The 19,895-nt window shown below is 29.5% G+C and carries 20 protein-coding genes and 6 tRNA genes; 14 read left to right on the top strand and 12 right to left on the bottom strand.

Annotated features, from left to right (window positions below):
• Positions 1–176 precede the first annotated feature (176 nt).
• The 7 genes from wtpA to J2127_RS02065 form a co-directional block, all read right to left on the bottom strand.
• Positions 177–1,223: a tungstate ABC transporter substrate-binding protein WtpA gene (gene wtpA, locus J2127_RS02095; protein WP_209731769.1), complete on the bottom strand. Its 1,047-nt coding sequence runs from the start codon at positions 1,221–1,223 to the stop codon at positions 177–179.
• 228 nt (positions 1,224–1,451) lie between these two features.
• Positions 1,452–2,030: a pyridoxal 5'-phosphate synthase glutaminase subunit PdxT gene (gene pdxT / locus J2127_RS02090; RefSeq protein ID WP_209731768.1), complete on the bottom strand. Its 579-nt coding sequence runs from the start codon at positions 2,028–2,030 to the stop codon at positions 1,452–1,454.
• Between the two features lie 240 nt (positions 2,031–2,270).
• A tRNA-His gene (locus J2127_RS02085) sits at positions 2,271–2,345 on the bottom strand.
• A 19-nt stretch (positions 2,346–2,364) separates the two neighbouring features.
• Positions 2,365–2,449: transfer RNA gene (locus J2127_RS02080), tRNA-Leu, on the bottom strand.
• Positions 2,450–2,469: 20 nt separating this feature from the next.
• Positions 2,470–2,544: transfer RNA gene (locus J2127_RS02075), tRNA-Glu, on the bottom strand.
• A 16-nt stretch (positions 2,545–2,560) separates the two neighbouring features.
• Positions 2,561–2,635, bottom strand: a tRNA-Ile gene (locus J2127_RS02070).
• Between the two features lie 55 nt (positions 2,636–2,690).
• Positions 2,691–2,767 (bottom strand) — tRNA-Asn (locus J2127_RS02065).
• A 142-nt stretch (positions 2,768–2,909) separates the two neighbouring features.
• Here J2127_RS02065 and J2127_RS02060 point away from each other — a divergent pair.
• Both J2127_RS02060 and J2127_RS02055 read left to right on the top strand, forming a co-directional pair.
• Positions 2,910–2,983 (top strand) — tRNA-Phe (locus tag J2127_RS02060).
• A gap of 233 nt (positions 2,984–3,216) precedes the next feature.
• On the top strand, positions 3,217–4,425 hold the full coding sequence (locus tag J2127_RS02055) for a bis-aminopropyl spermidine synthase family protein (protein WP_209731767.1): 1,209 nt from the start codon (positions 3,217–3,219) through the stop codon (positions 4,423–4,425).
• Between the two features lie 206 nt (positions 4,426–4,631).
• Here J2127_RS02055 and J2127_RS02050 read toward each other — a convergent pair whose 3' ends face one another.
• Positions 4,632–5,018, bottom strand: coding sequence for a 30S ribosomal protein S8e (locus tag J2127_RS02050; RefSeq protein ID WP_209731766.1), 387 nt, complete (start codon positions 5,016–5,018; stop codon positions 4,632–4,634).
• 248 nt (positions 5,019–5,266) lie between these two features.
• On the bottom strand, positions 5,267–6,175 hold the full coding sequence (gene pyrB, locus J2127_RS02045; RefSeq protein WP_209731765.1) for an aspartate carbamoyltransferase: 909 nt from the start codon (positions 6,173–6,175) through the stop codon (positions 5,267–5,269).
• A 145-nt stretch (positions 6,176–6,320) separates the two neighbouring features.
• Between pyrB and J2127_RS02040 the strand changes: the two genes are divergently transcribed.
• On the top strand, positions 6,321–6,536 hold the full coding sequence (locus J2127_RS02040) for a hypothetical protein (protein WP_209731764.1): 216 nt from the start codon (positions 6,321–6,323) through the stop codon (positions 6,534–6,536).
• A gap of 61 nt (positions 6,537–6,597) precedes the next feature.
• Here J2127_RS02040 and cobM read toward each other — a convergent pair whose 3' ends face one another.
• Together cobM and J2127_RS02030 are read right to left on the bottom strand one after the other, a co-directional pair.
• Complete coding sequence (gene cobM, locus J2127_RS02035) at positions 6,598–7,365, bottom strand: precorrin-4 C(11)-methyltransferase (RefSeq protein ID WP_209731763.1); 768 nt, start codon at positions 7,363–7,365, stop codon at positions 6,598–6,600.
• Between the two features lie 218 nt (positions 7,366–7,583).
• Positions 7,584–8,858: an aconitase X catalytic domain-containing protein gene (locus J2127_RS02030; protein ID WP_209731762.1), complete on the bottom strand. Its 1,275-nt coding sequence runs from the start codon at positions 8,856–8,858 to the stop codon at positions 7,584–7,586.
• A gap of 284 nt (positions 8,859–9,142) precedes the next feature.
• On the opposite strand from J2127_RS02030, the gene J2127_RS02025 reads away from it, so the two are divergent.
• A complete protein-coding gene (locus J2127_RS02025) occupies positions 9,143–10,069 on the top strand; it encodes a coenzyme F420-0:L-glutamate ligase (RefSeq protein ID WP_209731761.1) in 927 nt (308 codons plus the stop codon).
• 148 nt (positions 10,070–10,217) lie between these two features.
• On the opposite strand, the gene J2127_RS02020 is transcribed toward J2127_RS02025, so the two are convergent.
• Positions 10,218–11,996 (bottom strand): hypothetical protein, encoded by a 1,779-nt coding sequence (locus tag J2127_RS02020; protein WP_209731760.1) that lies wholly within the window; start codon positions 11,994–11,996, stop codon positions 10,218–10,220.
• Between the two features lie 440 nt (positions 11,997–12,436).
• Between J2127_RS02020 and J2127_RS02015 the strand changes: the two genes are divergently transcribed.
• The 10 genes from J2127_RS02015 (at position 12,437) to J2127_RS01970 (ending at position 19,886) form a co-directional block, all read left to right on the top strand.
• Entirely contained in the window at positions 12,437–13,093 is a 657-nt protein-coding gene (locus J2127_RS02015; RefSeq protein WP_209731759.1) for a flagellin, read from the top strand.
• A 643-nt stretch (positions 13,094–13,736) separates the two neighbouring features.
• On the top strand, positions 13,737–14,393 hold the full coding sequence (locus tag J2127_RS02010) for a flagellin (protein ID WP_209731758.1): 657 nt from the start codon (positions 13,737–13,739) through the stop codon (positions 14,391–14,393).
• Between the two features lie 66 nt (positions 14,394–14,459).
• On the top strand, positions 14,460–15,110 hold the full coding sequence (locus J2127_RS02005; RefSeq protein WP_209731757.1) for a flagellin: 651 nt from the start codon (positions 14,460–14,462) through the stop codon (positions 15,108–15,110).
• A 52-nt stretch (positions 15,111–15,162) separates the two neighbouring features.
• On the top strand, positions 15,163–15,882 hold the full coding sequence (locus J2127_RS02000) for a flagellin (RefSeq protein ID WP_209731756.1): 720 nt from the start codon (positions 15,163–15,165) through the stop codon (positions 15,880–15,882).
• A 10-nt stretch (positions 15,883–15,892) separates the two neighbouring features.
• Complete coding sequence (locus J2127_RS01995; protein ID WP_209731755.1) at positions 15,893–16,459, top strand: flagella accessory protein C; 567 nt, start codon at positions 15,893–15,895, stop codon at positions 16,457–16,459.
• The gene (locus tag J2127_RS01990) at positions 16,449–17,528 is read left to right on the top strand and encodes a FlaD/FlaE family flagellar protein (RefSeq protein ID WP_209731754.1); all 1,080 of its coding nucleotides are present in this window, start codon (positions 16,449–16,451) and stop codon (positions 17,526–17,528) included. Before J2127_RS01995 ends, J2127_RS01990 begins: the two co-directional genes overlap by 11 nt.
• A 68-nt stretch (positions 17,529–17,596) precedes the next feature.
• On the top strand, positions 17,597–18,004 hold the full coding sequence (locus J2127_RS01985) for a FlaD/FlaE family flagellar protein (protein ID WP_013180676.1): 408 nt from the start codon (positions 17,597–17,599) through the stop codon (positions 18,002–18,004).
• Positions 17,994–18,392 (top strand): flagellar protein F, encoded by a 399-nt coding sequence (locus J2127_RS01980; protein WP_209731753.1) that lies wholly within the window; start codon positions 17,994–17,996, stop codon positions 18,390–18,392. Before J2127_RS01985 ends, J2127_RS01980 begins: the two co-directional genes overlap by 11 nt.
• A 184-nt stretch (positions 18,393–18,576) precedes the next feature.
• Positions 18,577–19,029 (top strand): flagellin, encoded by a 453-nt coding sequence (locus J2127_RS01975; RefSeq protein ID WP_209731752.1) that lies wholly within the window; start codon positions 18,577–18,579, stop codon positions 19,027–19,029.
• A gap of 164 nt (positions 19,030–19,193) precedes the next feature.
• Complete coding sequence (locus tag J2127_RS01970) at positions 19,194–19,886, top strand: ATPase domain-containing protein (protein WP_209731751.1); 693 nt, start codon at positions 19,194–19,196, stop codon at positions 19,884–19,886.
• Positions 19,887–19,895: the final 9 nt, after the last annotated feature.

Genomic DNA, 19,895 nt, shown 5'->3' with positions numbered 1-19,895 from the left:
AAATAATCCCAAAATAAGGATTTATATAAAAAATAAAGTATTAATTTAACAAATTATTTAAAAAATAATTCAACAAATTTTATTAAATTTTTTTAGGTTTTAAAATATGGTTATCAACTTAAAACATCGATAAAAGAAATAAAAAAGAAAAATAAATATTATGTTTATTATTTGAATTATGCAGCCATTTCAACTAAACCATCGTAGTCTGCTGGAACATTTCCGTTTCCAATTGCTGGTTTAATAACAGGTTGTCCTGCATTTTCAAATATTTGTGGGTTTTCTAGAACGAATTTAACAAATGCTATACCTGCAGCTTTGTTTTCTGCATTTGTAGGTACTGTAACACCGTATACGATTGGTGCAGCAGCAATTGTTTTATTTTGACTTTCAATTAAGATACTTGCTCTAGCGTAGTTATCAGCTTGGTCGTAAGCACCTAAGTTGATTTCATCAGGTAATTCCACATATTCTAAATTGTGTTGGTTTGCAACACTCTTATATATGAATAAGTAATCGTAAGCACCAGATTCAAGAGGGCCTAATAAATCTACTTCTTTACTTCTCATGAAGATTTTGTCGGTATTAACTGTTATTTCAGCAGGGCTTTTAACTACAAAGCTACCGTCTTTTTCTTCAACGTTGAAGTTTGAGTTTTTCTTAATTAAGTTTTCATATATTGTACTGTCATTGTATGTTTTTTCAGCTAATTTAATAACCATTTGGGTTCTGTAACCACATGGGTCATCGTTAGCACTTGAGAAACCGTATTTAACTCCATCTTTTTGGAATATTTCATACCAGTTGTCAGAAGTTATTTCATTGGTAAATTTACTTTTGTTAGTGTATGCAATAACAATTTCATTTTTAGCTATCATTAAGTACCAGTCTGCGTAATCAGGGTACATCATTTTAGGTATTAATGAGTAGTCTGCTGAACCTAAAACATCAGCTTTTTTATTTAATTCTACAATATTTCTAACACATGCAACACTGCCTGCTGATTCTCTTTGAACGTCTGTACCAGGGTATTTTTCTTCAAAAGCTTTTTCGTATCCTTCGAAAGGAACTGCTAAACTTCCAGCGTGGAATATTTTAACAACGCCTTCTATTTTTTCTGTATCTGTACTATCAGCAGGTGTTTGCTGATCTGTACAGCCACTAAAAGCTAATACAAGAAAAATCCCTAAGATTGAAGTTAATAAAAGGGATTTTTTATTCAAATTATCACCATATATAGTATAGTATTTAATAGAATTTTAGTTTGATATAATATATAATAAATAATACATCTATATGGTTAATATATAAATATTACGATATTATTTTGATGTAATATATGTTAATAAACATTTTAATATCTCGATAAAAGTGTAATAATTAGTATGCTGATTTGAAAAAAGTGTTTAAAACAATAAAAAATTAAAAATAAAATAAAAATAGAAAATATTTTATTTTAAAAATTTATCAAAGAAGTATTTGTAAACAATAATTCCATCTTCGGACAATTCAGGGTGGAATGAAATTGCCATACAGTTATTTTGGATAATTCCTACAATTCTATCTTCATTTTTAGAAATTATGGATATATCATCACTCATTAATTCTTTTACAAGTGGGGCTCTTATAAATACGGCATGAACTACGTTTCCCTCCAGTTCTATTTCTTTTTCGAAACTTTCAACCTGGCCACCATAAGCATTTCTATCGATTGAAACATCCATTAATTTTAAAAGGGGCTGTGCTATACCAGTTTCTTTAGATAAAAGTACCATCCCTGCACAAGTTCCCAATATTGGAATATTTTTTTCAAGATTTAGCTCCCTTATTTTATCAATAAATCCATATTTATCCATTATTTTGCCCATGGTGGTACTTTCGCCACCTGGAATTATTAAAGCATCAATATCTTCTAATTCTGAAATAGTTCTTACTCTTACGGCTTCATAACCTAATTTTAAAACTGAATCAATATGTTCTTCTACATCGCCTTGTATTCCTAAAATTCCTATTTTTTTAGTTGCAGTCATAATTTAACCTTTATTTTGCTTAATTTAATTATAATCTTTACAATAATATGTTTATTTTACAAATATTCATAATTAATAATACTATAAAAAAATATGCAGGAATGGATTTTATAAATTTTTAAAAATGCGCTGAGTTAACATATAACTACAATTAGAATTGTAATATACCTGTATATTAAAATATATAAATATATTTAGCTAATAAAAAGAACGACATACTACAAGTTAAATTTTAAAAAATGGGGCCGAGACCGAGAATTGAACCCGGGTCGAGGGATCCACAGTCCCTCAGGATAGCCACTACCCTACCTCGGCCACATAACATATCCAATAATGCAGGGGCAGGGATTTGAACCCTGGAACCACTACTGGACAGGATTCTAAGTCCTGCGTCTTTGGCCAGGCTTGACAACCCCTGCACACGATATAAAAAATAAAGTGCTCCAGCCGGGATTTGAACCCGAGTCGCGGGCTCGAAAGGCCCGCATGATTGGCCGGACTACACCACTGGAGCAATTTTAATAAACAAGTGGGCCCGATGGGATTTGAACCCATGACCACTCGGTTATGAGCCGAGCACTCTAACCAGCCTGAGCTACGGGCCCATAATGTAATGTCCGTTACTATGCAATTAAAATGAGTTAATAATTTTTAGAAAAATGGCGCCTCCTGCAGGGCTCGAACCTGCGACCTACGGATTAACAGTCCGTCGCTACTACCTACTGAGCTAAGGAGGCTCTGTATTATTCTTTGCTTACATCTTGTCAGCACAATAACAATACACGTTATACTATATAAAGGTTTCTATCACTCTATCAACGAAACATTTATATACTATAAACCCTATCCTTATTACGTGACTTAATGAAATAGAATATTGCCAAGGTAGTTCAGCCTGGGAGAACGCTGGACTGAAGATCCAGTTGTCGGGTGTTCGAATCACCCCCTTGGCATGTTTTTTATTTTAGGCAAATTAATTCATAAATTTAAATGTATTGTTTAACTTTTTTTATATGAAATATAATTTTAAATACTTAATCCTTTAAAACATAGTATTGATTATAATTTATTTTAAATCATATTAATCTATCAAATCTACAGTTTGTATTTTTATAATTGATATTTATTATAAATTATTTTGTTTATTTATAAATTTTTATAATTTACACATTATCGGAGTGAAATTTTGAACGTAATAGGAAAAATGGGTAAAAGAAATAACCAAAAAGCTAAAAAAAATATGAAAGAAAATGTTGATGATTCAGCATCTAATAAAGAATTTAAAATATTAATAAGAAGAATAGTTCAAAAAACAAAAATAGCTGAAGGAGAATTGGCAATTTACGATATATTAAGATGTATATACCGTAATCAACCAATATCTACAAAGAAAATAGGTCAATACACTAAATTACCACTTCCAATAGTTTCAAAAGTTAGAACAATGTTAGAAGGGGATAAGATATTAAAAAGAGACGATAAAGGAGCTCATTATTCAAAAGAAGGTTTAAATTTTGTTGAGAAAAACCTAGGTTTATCTTTAAAACATGATTTAAAATGTCCGATGTGTGCTGGCAAAACTGTAGTCTTTGATGATAAATTTGAAAAGATATACAAAAGACATAAAGACATAGCTAAGGAAAGACCTGCTGTAAACACATTAATTGACCAATCATTTGCTACACCTGAAACTGCTACTTATAGGGCTACTATAATGGCAGATAGGGGCGATTTAGAGGGTAAAAGAGTTTTATTTGTAGGCGATGATGATTTAACGTCCATACCTGTAGCTATGAGTGGCTTGTGTAAGGAAATTGTAGTTGCAGATATTGACGAAAGATTGTTGGATATGATAAAATATTTCTCAAAACAGAATAAACTTAACATAAAAACCATAAAACACGACTTCAGAAATGGTTTACCTAAACATTTAATTGATAAGTTCGATGTAGTATTTACAGACCCTCCATATACCTTAGAAGGTGTAAAATTATTTATGAATAGGGGTGTTGAAGCTTTAGGTTCAGATGGTGTTCTATATTTGGCAGTTTCTCACAAACCTATCGATGAACATATACAACTACAAAAAAACATACTTGCCATGAACTTTTTAATAGCTGAAATGTTACCTGGTTTTAATTTTTACGAAGGTACTGAAATCATTGGAAACACAACATTTTTAGCAAGACTCGTTGGTAAAAACCTTGTAAAATTGGAAGAAAAAAGTGATAAAATATATACTGGACAGGTAAAACCTGTATTAAGGTATTATAAATGTCAAAAATGTGGAAAAATTTATGAAATCGGAGGCAAAATTAAAAGAATTGAAGATTTAACCTGCGATTGTAAAGGTAATAAATTTTACATGATTAAAAGGAGTAAATTAAAAGATTAATTATATTTTTTATTTATTAATATTTTTTAATATTTTTTTTAATATTCATTCTATTTTTTAGTTTTTTACTATTTTTTTTAGTTTTTTTTTGTAAAATATAAATTGATAGTACCCTAAATAAATAGCCGAATAAACGATAATTGGATAACATTATAAAGAAAATAAGTTTAAAACTAGAAAAAAGAAAATTTTTTTGAATAATTGAATTATTCTTTGATTAAAATAGCGTTTACGATACCGTCTTGACCAGGTCTTGAGGTAACTTTAGCTTTACCCATTTCAGTTTCAACGATAGCTCCTTTTGTAACAACGTTTCTTCTGATGTAGTGTTTGTTTGCTACGTTATCAATTACGTTTGTAATTGTAACTTTTTTACATACTTTTGCTTCTTGGTCGAAAACGTTAGCGTAGTTTGTTCTTTCTAATTTAACTTTTTTGCTTCCGCCTCTACCTCTTAATATTTTAATTTTAACTGAATCAGTTAAGTGGGTTTCTACAGGTGAGTTACCCATTTCTCTTTTGTGTTTTTTAACGATTCTTCTTAATTTTGCACCAGTAGATTTTCTACCGCTTCTTCCTTGCCATACTGCCATAATTACACCTTATTATTTATTATTTTTAAATTTATTTTTAGTTTATTTTTAATTTTTTAAGTTTTAATTATTTTAATCGTTTTTTGTTATTTATTACGTTAATCATCCCTTCGTAATAAATTAACTCTTAACATTTTTAAATAATTACAATACTTCCGATAATAATGAGAGAGCATGCGAGTATCTATACATTGTTAATACATTATGATATAAAAAATTATCTATGATAATATATTTTATTGATTAATTTATTGATTATTGGATTCATATAACAATTTTAATATTGCCATTCTAACGGGTATTCCATAAAATGACTGTTTAAAGTATACTGACTGTTCTAATGAATCTAATTCCTGCCCTATTTCATCAACACGAGGTAAAGGGTGCATTACGATAACTTTTTTATTTTCAACTTGTGATTTATTTAATTTATAAATTCCTTTAACTTTGTGGTATTCGTTAGGGTCTGGGAATCTTTCTTTTTGAATTCTTGTCATATAAATACAATCAATATCTTCTAAATCCATTTCTTCCATTTCTTCTAATTTTACACTTGATTTGATATCTTCTATTATTTCTCGAGGCATTTTTAATTCTTTTGGCGAGATTAATCTAATATTTACGTTTTCAAATAATGATAAAGCCTGACATAGTGAATGAACAGTTCTGCCATATTTTAAGTCGCCGATAAAAGCAATATTCAAATTATCTATTTTTCCAATTTCACGTTTTATCGTGTATAAATCTAAAAGAGTCTGTGTAGGGTGTTGATTAGAGCCATCTCCTGCATTTATAACAGGGATTTTTGAGCATTCGCTTGCAAGTCTCGAAGCTCCTTCGTATGGATGTCTTATAACTATTAAATCGGCATATCCTCCGATTACAGATATTGTGTCTCTTAAAGTTTCTCCTTTTGTAACGGAGGTACTTTTAGCATCTGTAAAACCTATTACATTTCCCCCAAGCCTTTTCATAGCAGTTTCAAAAGATAACCTTGTTCTAGTAGATGGTTCGTAAAATAACGTTGCTAAAAGTTTTCCTTTCATAAATTCGCAAGGCTTTTTTTCTTCAAGTAATTTCTCCATTTCTTCGGCAATTTTCAAAATATTACTTATTTCATTCTTGTTTATATCTCTTGTAGAAATTAAATGGTCCATAAAATCACCAAATTACCAAATTATCATCAGCATTTTTTATTTTTAAAATATATAATATAATTTTTATATATAGCTATGGATATATTTATGAGTATATAAGATGATTTAATACTCGGTATTTAATATTTAGTATATTGGTGATAATATGATAACCGAAGAGCAAAAAGAAGATATAAAACTTTATGTAATGCCTTATATTCAAAATATGGGCTATATTTCTGAATTAATAAATAATTCAAATGACTTAGATGATTTAATTAATAAAGTATCAAAATTAATGAATGAAGATACGGATTTATCTACAAAAACAGATTTAAAAATATTGTATGAAAAATTAACTGAACAGTTAAAAAATAAATAATAAGAAATAAAAATAAAATAATAAATAAAATAAGTTAGATATAATTAGCTAATCTGTCAAATTAATCAAGTTTAGCTTTTCTATATTCATGTTCAAATTTTTTATCGTATAATTTTGAATATGCATAATTTTTAGGGCTTAAAACATCCCCTACAATTATTAACGCTGTTTTTGTAATTCCTTCATCTTTAACTTTTTGAGCTATATTTTCAAGATTTCCTATGATTTTTTTCTCATCAGCCCATGAAGCATGGTATACAACGCCTACTGCAGTATCTTTTGGATAACCGCCTTCTATTAATTCTTTACATACTTTTTCAATCATGCCAGTACCTAAATATATGGCCATAGTCGCTTGATGTTTAGCTAATGATTTTAAGCTTTCTTCGCTTGGTTTTGGGGTTCTACCGACTGGACGTGTTATGATAACAGTCTGTGAAACATCCGGCAATGTTAATTCAGATTTCAAGGTAGCTGCTGCAGCAAATAATGAGGTTACACCAGGTATTATTTCTACACCAATATTCTGTTTTTCTAATTCATCAATTTGCTCTTTTATGGCGCCGTATAATGAAGGGTCCCCAGTATGTACCCTAACTACCTTTTTATTTTCTTTAATTCCTTTTACAATTACTTCTATAACTTCTTCTAAATTCATTGAAGCACTATTATATATTTGCGCCCCACTTGTATTATATGTTAAAACTTCTGGATTAACCAACGAGCCAGCATATATTATAATATCTGCGTTTTCAATTGCTTTAGCCCCTTTAACAGTTATTAATTCCTTATCTCCGGAACCTGCACCAACTATTGTTAATTTATTCATAAAAACACCTGTTACACTACATATTATATTTTTATTCGCATATGAGTTTAATTTAAAATTATCTAATAAAAATAACCTAATTTAATTAAACTAATCTTGTATTAAATTCAACATATTTATATTATTCATATGTATAAAAATATTATATAAAAAGATTATAGATATAATTTTGATATTTTTAGCAACTTTTTAGCAACTAAGTGATTAATTGATTTAAATTATTGATTTAATCCTTTTCTAATTAATTCTTCGATAGAACCGTATATTACTTCACTGCTACAGAAGTTAGGCAAATAGGTGGCTGCTTTTCCGGAATTTGTAGCTACGTATTTATAACCCATTTTTTCAATAGGCGCAACAACCATACATGTATCTACGACTATTTTACCGCCTGCATCTTCTATAATTTTTGTATACCCCATTCTATCGGCTATTGCTTTTGTATATATTGAGGTACAAACCCATAAATCTGTTTTAAGCGGTTTTTTCTCTTCCAGAAGGATATCAACAATTGTCTTTATTTCACTTATTCCACTGTGTGGGCAACCAATACATATTAAGTCTATTTTTTGGTCGTTATTGAATTTTGAAAGTTCTTCTTCAATCATTTCATTTGTAATTGTAATTTCATCGTCAAATTTTAAATTACCCTTATTAAATTCATTATCATAAGTACAGATGGCTTCGGGAGTTATTCCATTAAAATGGTACAATGCAACACCACCACTCGCAGCCAATGCAGCTCCAAGTCCTTTTAAACACTCACTTTTGATATTCAATCCATCGTTTTTTTGTCCATTGCTAAAATTAAAGTATGGTATACCGTTTTTTACAATTCTTCCTACATATCTACCTATTAATCCATAAGACGCCATGTTATTAATTTTATTATCGCATTTTAGACCAATTTTTTCAAAGTCCAAATCTAAATTAACTTTAAAATTAGGTATCCTATTTTCATCTAGGTGATAACCGTAGTATGAAGTTTTACCCAATATTGCACTAGCTAAGGCAGAGGGCCCCCCTTCTCGGTTAGTATAGGCGCCGAGAACGGAATTTGAGTAGCATACTGCAGAGGATTCAGCCCAGGATATATGGTCTCTAAATCTTGGAACATTGCCCGATAAGTAAGGAGTACACGTACAACCTAACTCAATTCCCATTTTTTCAAAATAATCTATGATTTCAAGCTGTTTTTTTGCGAAATCTTCTGGAAATCCAATATTTTTATAATCTATTAAATCCATACCTGCAGGGTTTAAGGTTGTAGGTACTGAAACTTTTAAGCCACTATCTGACATATCTCTTAAAAATTCTAGTCCTTTTTCGCCGATAGTTTTATAGGAAACTCCGGAAACCTGGGCTGACGTAACGTCAATCAATTTTTCAGCTCCATAAATGTCCCCAAGAGATACAATTAAATTCATACACATTTCGAGAGTTTCTCCGTACTCCCCATTATATATTTTTTCTTCTTCAGTAGTTAAATACAAAATTACACCCTTAATCTTTTAGTAAATTTATAAACTTTTATTTATTTGATTCATTAAATTTTCATGTTATTAATTATACATTTGTATTATATTATAGTTATGTTATTAAGCACTTTTAAATATTATTTATACAAATATTTAGAGAAATTTGGAAAACTATTAAAGTATTATTGTAATGTATTATTATAAAGTATTATTACGTACTAAAATATCGTATAAAATTAAAAAATAATCAAAAAATAATCCTAATTTAGAGAATTTTGTTAGTTAATATCGATGATAATATGGTAAAAGTAAATTATAAGATAAATTCTGAAATTTCTGACGATTTAAAAAATAGAATAACTGCTAAACCAATACAAACTAATTATTTGTACAATGGCGATGATTTCATATTTGAAACACTTCATTCTCTACGAAGAGAAGTAAATGCAGGTACGTTATTACTAAAAGACGGGGATATCCTGGTAGTCAGTGAAAAATTTGTATCCACAAGTCAGGGTAATTTTGTAGATGAGAATAAGTCTAAGCCAAAATTAGGTGCTTATTTTTGTTATTATTGGAGTAAATATATTTGGGGTTACATATTAGGTCCATTGTTAAAAACAAGACCTGACCGAGTATTAAATCTTAGAAAAATGCCCGAAAGAGAAACTCTAAAACATAAGCAAGTTGTAATTGATAACGTGGGACTCATATATGCCTTAAAACCTGCTTCTGAAGGAGGAATCGATTTAACAAACGTACCCGGTACTTATGCTTCTTTATTGCCTTCCAAGCCCAAAGAAACCATGGATAAGTTATACAATGCAATAAAAAAGGAATTCGACGTAGATTTAACGATTATGTTAATTGATACTGATGCAACCTATAAGTTTTATAAGTGGTATGTAACAGCATTACCCTATGCTACTGAAGGTATAATATCAGGAATTGGAGTTTTTGGTTATATTTTAGGTAAAATAGGGAATTTATTAAATTTGGGCGGTCTATATGGCGCTACACCATTGACAATAACTGGAAATAATTGTTATAAAAAATATTCCATGGAATTATTGTTATATATTGCAAATCTTGCAGATACCTCTCAAGTACCTTATACTAAGTCAATACACGATTTGATGAAAAAATATAACACCTATATTATAACTGAGAAAATTTTAAGTGATATGGAGCATAGTCCTATAGTACTTGTTAAAATAGACGATTAAAACGAATTAATTGAATTATTTAAAATAAAATGATATAAAACAAAATTTTATGATATTTAATATTCTTTTAATATATTTACAAGGTGCATTCAATTAATAGAGGTTATATTTAAAGATTATTTTCAATATTTAAAAGTATAATTTTATACTATACTCTCTTATCTTTTAAAGTGGTTTCAATCAATGATTGTATCATTATTTCATGCGATAATTTATACAAATCAAATTCATTATCTTGATTATTGTCTACAAATTCCAATAATTCATTTGATAATATTGTTTGCATAGATTTATCTTTCGGGACAATATATACCTGCCTGCCGTCTTCAAGCTCTACTTCCATACATTCGGATTTAAGTGCGAGCACAACACATTCTTCATCTGAAATTTCCAAAGTTTGACCAAGTTTTATGTTTCTATTGTTTGTATTTTCGTATTCATTCAACCTATATTCTGCTATTGATATCAATTCTTCAAAATTGTCCAACATTTCAGAATCGTAGATGTCCTGAGACGTAATAACTTTTTCACCATTTTCATTGGCATTTATTAATTTATTTTTGGCATTCTTTAATTTTAGAGATACGTTATCTCTTATTTTTATCGTGTGTTTTTTTAAATCTTCCAATAATTCATAAGGATATTGTTCAAATACACACTTTAAGAATTGTATTTCTAAATTAATATTCTTAATACAGTTAAATATTAATTCTACAATTTTTTTATCCACATATCCTAATTTAATTAATGATATGGTAGATTCTTTTTTATATTCCGAATTTAAAAATTTAGATTTTAAAATAGGAATATATTTATCTTTACAATATTTATCGAATTTTCCAAAGTTTCCCATAATGGCAATTGATTTTTTAATAATGCTGTCATTATCGTCATCAACGGTTTTTTCGACAATTTTTTTGTATTTTTTAGCCGTTTTAGATTCTAAATTGGATAATGTCTGTAATAATGTCATTGCAGAATATTTTAATTCATAATCTGATGTATCTATGTAAACTTCTAAATCTAATTCATTTACGTCACTTGGGCTTAGATGACATATGTTATTTAAAGTATCAATAGCAGGGATTTTTACGTCCCTTTCTTCGTACTTTATAAATTCAATAATTTCGGGCATTATATCCTGAAATTTTTCAGGTTCTAATTTAGATAATTCTGCTATTGTATTAAGTGCAGAAATTTTAATATCTTTATTACTAGAATCCATTTTTAAAATTACTTTTTCGGCATTTGTATATGAAATATTTTTGGGTTTAATATTATATATTATTTCAAGGGCTTTTATTACTATTTCAGGGTTTTTGTCGTCCAAATATTCAAAAAGATTATTTGAACTATCTTTGAGTAATTCGGGATTTATATTACTCATATTTTTTAAAATTTCAATCAACAATAATTTAGATTTTATTTTGTTATTTAGTAAGTTTATAAGTTTTTTAGGATTATTACATTTTGGGTTCAATGATATTTTTGAAATTGTGTAAGCTGATGAACATACAACGTTAGGGTTCTCATCATCTAACATTGCTATGATATGGTCCATATATTCATTAACAAGCTCATAACATACTAATCCTGCATCACCAAGAAATTCAAGAGAATTTTTACGAGTTCTCCAATCAGAATCTTTTAACATTTCAACTATCGTGGGCATCAATGGTTTCAAATGTTCTGGATATGCAGTAACTATTATGGACATGGCTTTTAATGTGGCCCATTTGAATTTAAAGTCTTTTTGTAATGATTTTTTGTATTCTGGTATCAGTTTATTTATTATTTTCGGGTTTTCAATACTGAATTTACCTGAAAATAATATTTCTCTGAAATTTTTAAATTCGCCAATATTATTCAGATTTAAATTAACCTTTATATCAAAATACTTTTCATCATCTTTGTATCCATTCATCATACTATCACGCTTACACTTAAATTATGGTTATCTTATATAATATAGTTTTTTTGCATATGCTTATGTAGGTTATTTTTAAATTTTACCTACATAACTACCTGCTTACATAAGTACTTAATTAAATACTTAACCAAGTGCTTAATAAACTACAAAAAAAGTATATTATTAGAAAAAGACTATTTTAGTATATTCAGATGTAACGCCGGTTGATACCATCCATAATTTATCGCCGGTAAATTTAATGAATTATCTTTTTATCAATCTAATTACTTTAAAACGTATCTATTATTACGATCTTCCAAGTTATGCCTTTAAAACATACGTTAATAGGTATATCTTATTATAATGTTTACTTATTCGATTTAATAATTTTAGTAGGGCACTACTAATTTTGAATTTAAGTTATAAGACTTTACTTTTTACATTGCTGGAGGGAAATCATGAAAGTAAAAGAGTTTATGAATAACAAAAAAGGTGCAACTGGTGTGGGTACCTTAATAGTATTCATAGCAATGGTATTAGTTGCGGCAGTAGCTGCAAGTGTTTTAGTAAATACAAGTGGCTTTTTACAACAAAAAGCTTCAACAGCAGGAACAGAAAGTACGGAACAAGTTTCAACAGGATTAAAGATTGTTCAAACATGCGGTAAGTTAAATGGGCCAATTATTGATAAGCTTACAATATATGTTACACCTTCACCCGGTAGTAAACCTGTGGATTTAAAAAATACTAAAATATTAATGACTGACGGAGATTCAACAGCTGCTATATCCTATGATAGCACTTATTTTGAAAACGTCAATGAACAAATATTTGATTTAACTGGTTCAAAAGCTTGGAATAACGGTGGGATATTGCCAGATTATAATTTTGGAGTTATTGTTATTCAAGATGACGATGGTTCCTGTACTGCAGCATCTCCCGTACTTGGAAAAGGCGACATGGCAGTAATAACAATAAATTGTACAAACTTAGACTTAGCACCTAGGACAAGATTAAATGGATATTTACAATCAGAAATAGGTTTTAAAACACAATTTACCTACATTTTGCCAACTGCGTATGACAAAACTGAAGATGTAGTTATATTACAATAATGACTAAAATATTTAGCAAATTAGTTATTATTCTTTTTTTTATTATTTTAGCATCTTATTTTTTTATTTATTTTTTTATTTTATTATTTTTTTAATACATATATCATGTATTTTAATTACATTTTTAAGCTGATTAATTCACAAGTTTATGAATTACACCTTTACATTCAGTCAAATATACTAAGTAATAACTTAAAAAATAAATTATTTTTTTAATTAAAGGGGATAATTTTAAATAATAGGGCTATATTCAATATAGATTTTTAAAGCTTTATATTATAATATATAGTATACTAGCATGTATTTTTTGTAAAAAATTATAAAATTGGTTTTAAAAATAATTTTAAGTTATTTTATCTATTTTTTTTAATTTATTTTCTTTTTTAGGTCAGTTATTACCTACATAACTATGTACATGTTTAAATACATATTTACCTACATAACTACATACCTAAATAGTTACATAAAAAACTACATATTTAACTACAATAGTTACTACATAACCATATACAAAACCATATGCTTAAAGAAGTGCAAAAAAAGTATATAATAACAAAAAACAACATATTTATTCGGGAACATCCCCCAGGGGTAAATACAACTATGCATAAGTAGACTTACTAAAATACCTCGGAGGTATAGTATGAACATAAAAGAATTTTTGACTAACAAAAAAGGTGCTTCAGGTATAGGTACCTTAATAGTATTCATAGCAATGGTATTAGTTGCGGCAGTAGCTGCAAGTGTTTTAATCAACACAAGTGGCTTTTTACAACAAAAAGCTTCAACAACAGGAAAAGAAAGTACAGAGCAAGTTGCAAGCGGTTTACAAATAACTGGTGTAACTGGTGTTAACAGTACAACAAGTGAAAACATTACACACATCGTAGCATACATTACTCCTAACGCAGGAAGTTCAGCAATTGACTTAAGTCAGGCTAAATTATTTGTTACATACAATGGCGTAAGTGCTGTTTTAAAAGCAAATGAATCTGCAATAGATGGTACATCAGGAACACCTGACGTATTAAGTGCTACCTTATTATCAAATACATCTGCTACCGAATATCAGGTAGTTTCATTACAGGACTTTGACGGTTCAGTAGCTAAAAACCAAGTTATCAACAAAGGTGACTTAGTGGCTATTGCAATTAACACAGGAGCTGTTTTCTCAACAACAAATGGAGTACCTACCAGATCACACGTTTCAGGTAAATTACAACCAGAATTTGGTGCAGCAGGTATCATCGAATTTACAACACCAGCTACATTCACAACAAAAGTTGTTGAATTACAATAATTAAATTAATAATAATTACTTCTAATTACTATTCGACTAAATTATTAAATTTAAGAGGTTATTCTTATGAAAATAAAAGAATTCATGAGTAACAAAAAAGGTGCTTCAGGTATAGGTACCTTAATAGTATTCATAGCAATGGTATTAGTTGCGGCAGTAGCTGCAAGTGTTTTAATCAACACAAGTGGCTTTTTACAACAAAAAGCTTCAACAACAGGAAAAGAAAGTACAGAACAAGTTGCAAGTGGTTTACAAATATCACAAGTTATGGGAATGCACAACAATGCTAACATAAACAAAACTGCAATTTACATTTCACCTAACGCAGGAAGTTCAGCAATTGACTTAAGCCAAGCTGTAATCATGTTATCAGATGGCTCAAACAAAAGAGTTTATAAATACAATCAATCTTCATACAAAGACTTAACTAATGGTGGAGACATCTTTGACAACGATAATGTAAACTGGACTAACGCAACTGCAACAAAATTCGGTATTGTAGTTATTCAGGATGCTGACGACTCATGTACTGCAGCTAACCCAGTTATCAACAAAGGTGACTTAGTAGCAATTACACTTAACACAACATCATTCTCAACAACTCCAAGAACATCAATCACCGGTTCAGTTCAACCAGAATTTGGTGCACCAGGTATCATCTCATTTACCACCCCAGCTACCTACTTAAACGATTCAAAAGTAGTTCAATTACAATAGATAAATTAAGGTAATACTTAATTTATTTTTTTTATATTGAGGTGGATGGCGCATGTTAAAAAATTTCATGAAAAATAAGAAGGGTGCCGTCGGTATTGGTACGCTGATAATTTTCATAGCTCTTGTTTTAGTAGCGGCCGTAGCTGCTTCAGTTATTATAAATACAGCAGGTAAATTACAACATAAAGCTGCAGTAGTTGGGCAAGAAAGTACTCAACAAGTTGCAAGCGGTTTACAAGTAGTTAAAATAACAGGTCACAGCATTGACCAATACAATTTAGATAAAATAGCAATATTGGTATCTCCCAACATTGGGGATGAAATTGATTTAGCAACCACCGTCGTTACATTTTCTGCAGGCGATAGAAAAATGTCTCTACTTTACGATTCCAGCAATGATAGTCGTAGTGGGATAGTAAGATTATCAAAAGCAAATGGTACATGCGATATCTTTGAATATGATGATGTATACGCATTAGGTGCATGGCCTTTTGAAGATCCAAACTATGGTGACAGTGCTGAAAATCCTAACGAGAAGAAATTTGGTATTGTAGTACTCCAAGATATGGATAATTCAATTTCTGGATATCACCCTACAGTTAATTACGGAGATAAGGTGTTATTGGCTATAAATATAGGTAACATTGTCGGAGAACCTATCGGCAACAGAATAAGAATTCAAGGGGAAGTAGTTCCTGAATTCGGTGCACCTGGTATAATAGATTTTACAACGCCACCAGTATATGCAAACAGAGTTGTAGCACTCCAATAACGGTGATAGTATGCCCAATATCTCTGAAATAATCGATGATATAAAACAGAAGATCAAATTGGGCAAGAAGAATGATACTACACCTCTTGAAGATGATTCTGAAGACGAATTCAGCTTCGTATTAGATGAGGAAACCACAGCCGAATCAGATAATGATTTAGTAGCTGCAAATGAAGAACTTCTTGCCAAAATGGGTGAACTTGAATCCAAGTTTCCGAAGATTGAAATGATGGTCACCAACCTAAGAAAAGAAAATGAAAATCTTAGAAGTGACATTCATAACATAAACGAGAATTTTCAAGACATGATGGCTCTCTATGAAGTGGTTTCAAATCAAATAAATCCATTTATTGGAATTTCCAAAGTTACTGCAACCAGTATGGAAAAAGTGGAAAAAATTGAACATGAATCTACGAATCTTAAAAAAAGAGTTGAAGAGTTACAAAATGATGTAGTAATTCTTGCAAATGTATACTTACAACAACATGATATTGACTTAGATGGAGTAATTAATGAAATACTCGCAGAAGAAGAATTCTCCAAAGCGATATTAGGAGAGGATTCCGATGATTGGTAAAGTAGATATGGATTACGCTTCTCTTGAAGAAGAGTATATGACAGAAAGTGAAATGGAAGACTATCTCGATGAATTAAGACATAAGATTCCATCATTTATTGTAGAATTATTGAAAAATAATTTAAAAAACAGAAATTTGACCCGAAATCAGTTAAATAAAATCGTAAATAGAGTTTCAGACCTTTACTTTGGTAAGAGACCAGAAGATAAAAAAGCTGCTGAATTAACTAATAAAATCAATGATTTAAGCCATAAATTAGATGCATTGATGAAAGTAGCCACTGTTTCATCTGCAACAAAGGTTTCGGATGATATTAAAAAGGAAATTGATAATTTAGATGAATTGGATTTAGCTGTCGAATCTCCGAAAATACTAGAAAGCCCAAAAACTTTGGAAGATGTTCAAAAAATTGAAGAAATAGATGAAATAGAAATTTCTGAAATTGATACTGACGACGAATTACCAATTTATGAAGAAGAATTGATTCCTGAGATAGAATTAATTGAAAATCCAGAAATTAATACAATTGATTCTGAAAATTACAATAGTGATGTAGTAATAAATAATTCAGCAAAAATCGAATCCTTACCTGAGCCTAAAAAAGAATTAGATAGAACTACAGGTCTTGAAAATGAAGTTAAAATTCCTATGGATTATGTGGAGGTAAAAAATATGGAGTCAGAAATTGCTAAAATCAATGAAAATACTAGACTTCACGAATTGCCAGAAGATACATTGTCAACAATGCTTATATTCAAATGGTTAGAATTTTTAATCAGCAGAGTTGGTACAAACAATTTAGTAGATGTTTTAGACTACTACTATACATTAAAATGGATTTCTGGTAAATCAGTAAATAAATTATTAAAAATCTCTAAAAATATGAAATATTTCCACGAAGATATGGAGTGGAAAGCAAGTAAATCAATGACCCCTGAAGATCACGTAGTTTCTTTACTCTACATTGAAAAATTGGCTGGAAGACCAATTTCAATGGATGAACTTGAAGAAATGGAAAGAGAAATTACAAGAATCAAAAAATGGGCAAATGAATTACAAACATTGTAATATATTTGATTATATCTTATAAATTGTATAATTATTAAAAAATAATAGGAATTAATGGAGTGAATTATATGAACACTGCTACATTATCGTCAATCTTGCTTGAAAGCCACAAACCTGCAAAATTAGAAACAATCCCTGAAGACTCATATTCCTCAATCTTTGTATTCAAATGGTTAGAGTACTTATGTGAAAGAGTTGGTCATTCAAACGTTCCAGATGTGTTAGAATTCTATTACAATTTAGGATGGGTTTCAGATAAAGCTATCGCTAAATTATTAAAATTCTCAAAAGGAATCGGATTAGATGACGACGACATTGAAACATCAGTAGGAAAATTAACTATTGCTGACCACTTAGTATCTTTATTATTTATCGAAAGATTAAATGGTAAAAAAGTATCTTCTGAAGCATTAGATAAATTAGAATGGGAAATCAGAAGAATTAAGAAAGGAGCAGAGCAATACTATGGGATTTAGTTCTACTGTAGGGTCGGTTTTGATACTAACAACATTGCTGATCTGTTCTGTATATCTTTACAGCTCAGTGGATGTTGTATCCTCTAAATTTACAAATGCTTATTCTCAGCATGCTGAAAGTTTGCAGGGTAAGATGAATGAAAATTTAGAATTTGTTGAAATAACAAAATTAGGTGATGATATAGTTTTGAAACTGTCCAACAATGGTACGGAAACGTTAAGTTGTGAACATTGGACTGTTATGTACAATGGGACGCCTAAAGCCTATATTGCAAATCAAAGTTATGTAGCACCACTAGATACGGTTCAAATATCAATAAATGGATCGACACCTTGTAGAATTTCCATAATTTCCGAATACGGGAATAAATACTATTATAAATTGTAATATACAACAGTATTATATAATTTGATTGTGGTCATACAAACAAATATATATTAATATTATAGATTTGTATATGCCAAGAAATTAGAAAATATAAGATTTATAAAAATTTATAACTACTCAAATATTTGATTAAATATAAATTAAAAAATAATTATTTTGTTTGACTGCTGTCAAAGGTGATTATATGGCTTCGAATGTATTTTCAGAAATCATTTTATTTGTTAGTGTTTTGATAATCACTGCAGCAGTATCTGGAATTCTTGCAACGAGCACTCATAAAATTTCATTAGGGTTAGAACAAAGAGGTGATGCTCTTTCGTCTCAACTTACGAAGGATTTTGAAATAATAAATGATCCTGGATATGTTCTCAAGAATGGAACAGATACTACAATGATATATCTAAAAAATACGGGTAAATCTCCTATAACTTTTGATAAAGAAGTTATAAGTGTATTAGTTGATGGAAATCCTGTAGAAATATCCAATACTTATGTTGACGGCGATAGCTCTGTTAGGGTGCTAGGTAGCTCTAAAGTTGGTAAGTTACACATAACCTACAACACAAGTGGTTACCATAGGTTTAAAGTTGTAACTAGTGAAGGTATTGCAAGAACTTTTACCGGAGAAATAGTTTAAATTAAATTTATACTTTACAATACAATTATTAATTATTATCAGTTTCATACTGATTAATAATATTCATTTTGTTATTATATTGAATTGCAAATGTGCAATGTTTATTATGTTTATGAATTAGAAAAAATTATTTTTATTAAAATTTACACATATCGGTGGTCCTAATGAAATATGCTAAAATAGAGCTTGAAAGAGACGATGTCCATAAGCGTTTTGGGGGAGGTATCCCTTATGGTAGTATTATACACATAGAAGGCGAGGAATCTTCTGGTAAATCCATACTTTCCCAAAGGCTTAGCTACGGCTTTTTACAAAATTCATATTCATTATCTTATATTTCTACACAATCGACCACCACAGAATTTGTTAAACAAATGACTTCTTTGAAATATATGATAAACAAGAAATTATTAAATGGTAATTTATTATATATTCCTGTTTATCCTTTAATTTCAGATAATACTCAAAAGGATGATTTTATAAAAAAATCAATGACCACAAGAGCATTTTATGAAAAAGATATTATTATTTTTGATTCTCTTTCCACATTAATATCTAATGACGCAAGCGAAGTCCAAGTAGGCGATTTAATGTCTTTTTTAAAGAGGATAGCGTCAATGAATAAGATTATTGTATATACAATAAATCCAAAAGAACTTTCCGACCAAGTAGTGACAATGTTGAGAACTGCTGCTACAATGGTTATAAAAACTGAAACATTCTCTTTCGGTGGCAATCTTAAAAATTCTGCCAAAATAGTAAAATATAACATGGCTGCAGGACCATTCCAAAAAGTAATGGTATTTAGAGTTGACCCAGGACTTGGAATTGCAGTAGAGATATCCTCAGTGGCATAATAAGTAGGT

It is taken from the genome of Methanococcus voltae, assembly GCF_017875395.1.
Lineage (GTDB): Archaea > AGJL01 > Methanococci > Methanococcales > Methanococcaceae > Methanococcus > Methanococcus voltae_C.
The sequence above is the reverse complement of the archived record's forward strand: the minus strand, read 5'-3'. Positions and strand labels throughout refer to the sequence as shown.

Excerpts from the sequence above, each read along its gene's own strand:
- pdxT (WP_209731768.1), bottom strand. The coding sequence starts at position 2,030 with ATGACTGCAACTAAAAAAATAGGAATTTTAGGAATACAAGGCGATGTA.
- J2127_RS02050 (WP_209731766.1), bottom strand. The coding sequence starts at position 5,018 with ATGGCAGTATGGCAAGGAAGAAGCGGTAGAAAATCTACTGGTGCAAAA.
- pyrB (WP_209731765.1), bottom strand. The coding sequence starts at position 6,175 with ATGGACCATTTAATTTCTACAAGAGATATAAACAAGAATGAAATAAGT.
- J2127_RS02040 (WP_209731764.1), top strand. The coding sequence starts at position 6,321 with ATGATAACCGAAGAGCAAAAAGAAGATATAAAACTTTATGTAATGCCT.
- cobM (WP_209731763.1), bottom strand. The coding sequence starts at position 7,365 with ATGAATAAATTAACAATAGTTGGTGCAGGTTCCGGAGATAAGGAATTA.
- J2127_RS02025 (WP_209731761.1), top strand. The coding sequence starts at position 9,143 with ATGGTAAAAGTAAATTATAAGATAAATTCTGAAATTTCTGACGATTTA.
- J2127_RS02020 (WP_209731760.1), bottom strand. The coding sequence starts at position 11,996 with ATGATGAATGGATACAAAGATGATGAAAAGTATTTTGATATAAAGGTT.
- J2127_RS02015 (WP_209731759.1), top strand. The coding sequence starts at position 12,437 with ATGAAAGTAAAAGAGTTTATGAATAACAAAAAAGGTGCAACTGGTGTG.
- J2127_RS02010 (WP_209731758.1), top strand. The coding sequence starts at position 13,737 with ATGAACATAAAAGAATTTTTGACTAACAAAAAAGGTGCTTCAGGTATA.
- J2127_RS02005 (WP_209731757.1), top strand. The coding sequence starts at position 14,460 with ATGAAAATAAAAGAATTCATGAGTAACAAAAAAGGTGCTTCAGGTATA.
- J2127_RS02000 (WP_209731756.1), top strand. The coding sequence starts at position 15,163 with ATGTTAAAAAATTTCATGAAAAATAAGAAGGGTGCCGTCGGTATTGGT.
- J2127_RS01995 (WP_209731755.1), top strand. The coding sequence starts at position 15,893 with ATGCCCAATATCTCTGAAATAATCGATGATATAAAACAGAAGATCAAA.
- J2127_RS01990 (WP_209731754.1), top strand. The coding sequence starts at position 16,449 with ATGATTGGTAAAGTAGATATGGATTACGCTTCTCTTGAAGAAGAGTAT.
- J2127_RS01985 (WP_013180676.1), top strand. The coding sequence starts at position 17,597 with ATGAACACTGCTACATTATCGTCAATCTTGCTTGAAAGCCACAAACCT.
- J2127_RS01980 (WP_209731753.1), top strand. The coding sequence starts at position 17,994 with ATGGGATTTAGTTCTACTGTAGGGTCGGTTTTGATACTAACAACATTG.
- J2127_RS01975 (WP_209731752.1), top strand. The coding sequence starts at position 18,577 with ATGGCTTCGAATGTATTTTCAGAAATCATTTTATTTGTTAGTGTTTTG.
- J2127_RS01970 (WP_209731751.1), top strand. The coding sequence starts at position 19,194 with ATGAAATATGCTAAAATAGAGCTTGAAAGAGACGATGTCCATAAGCGT.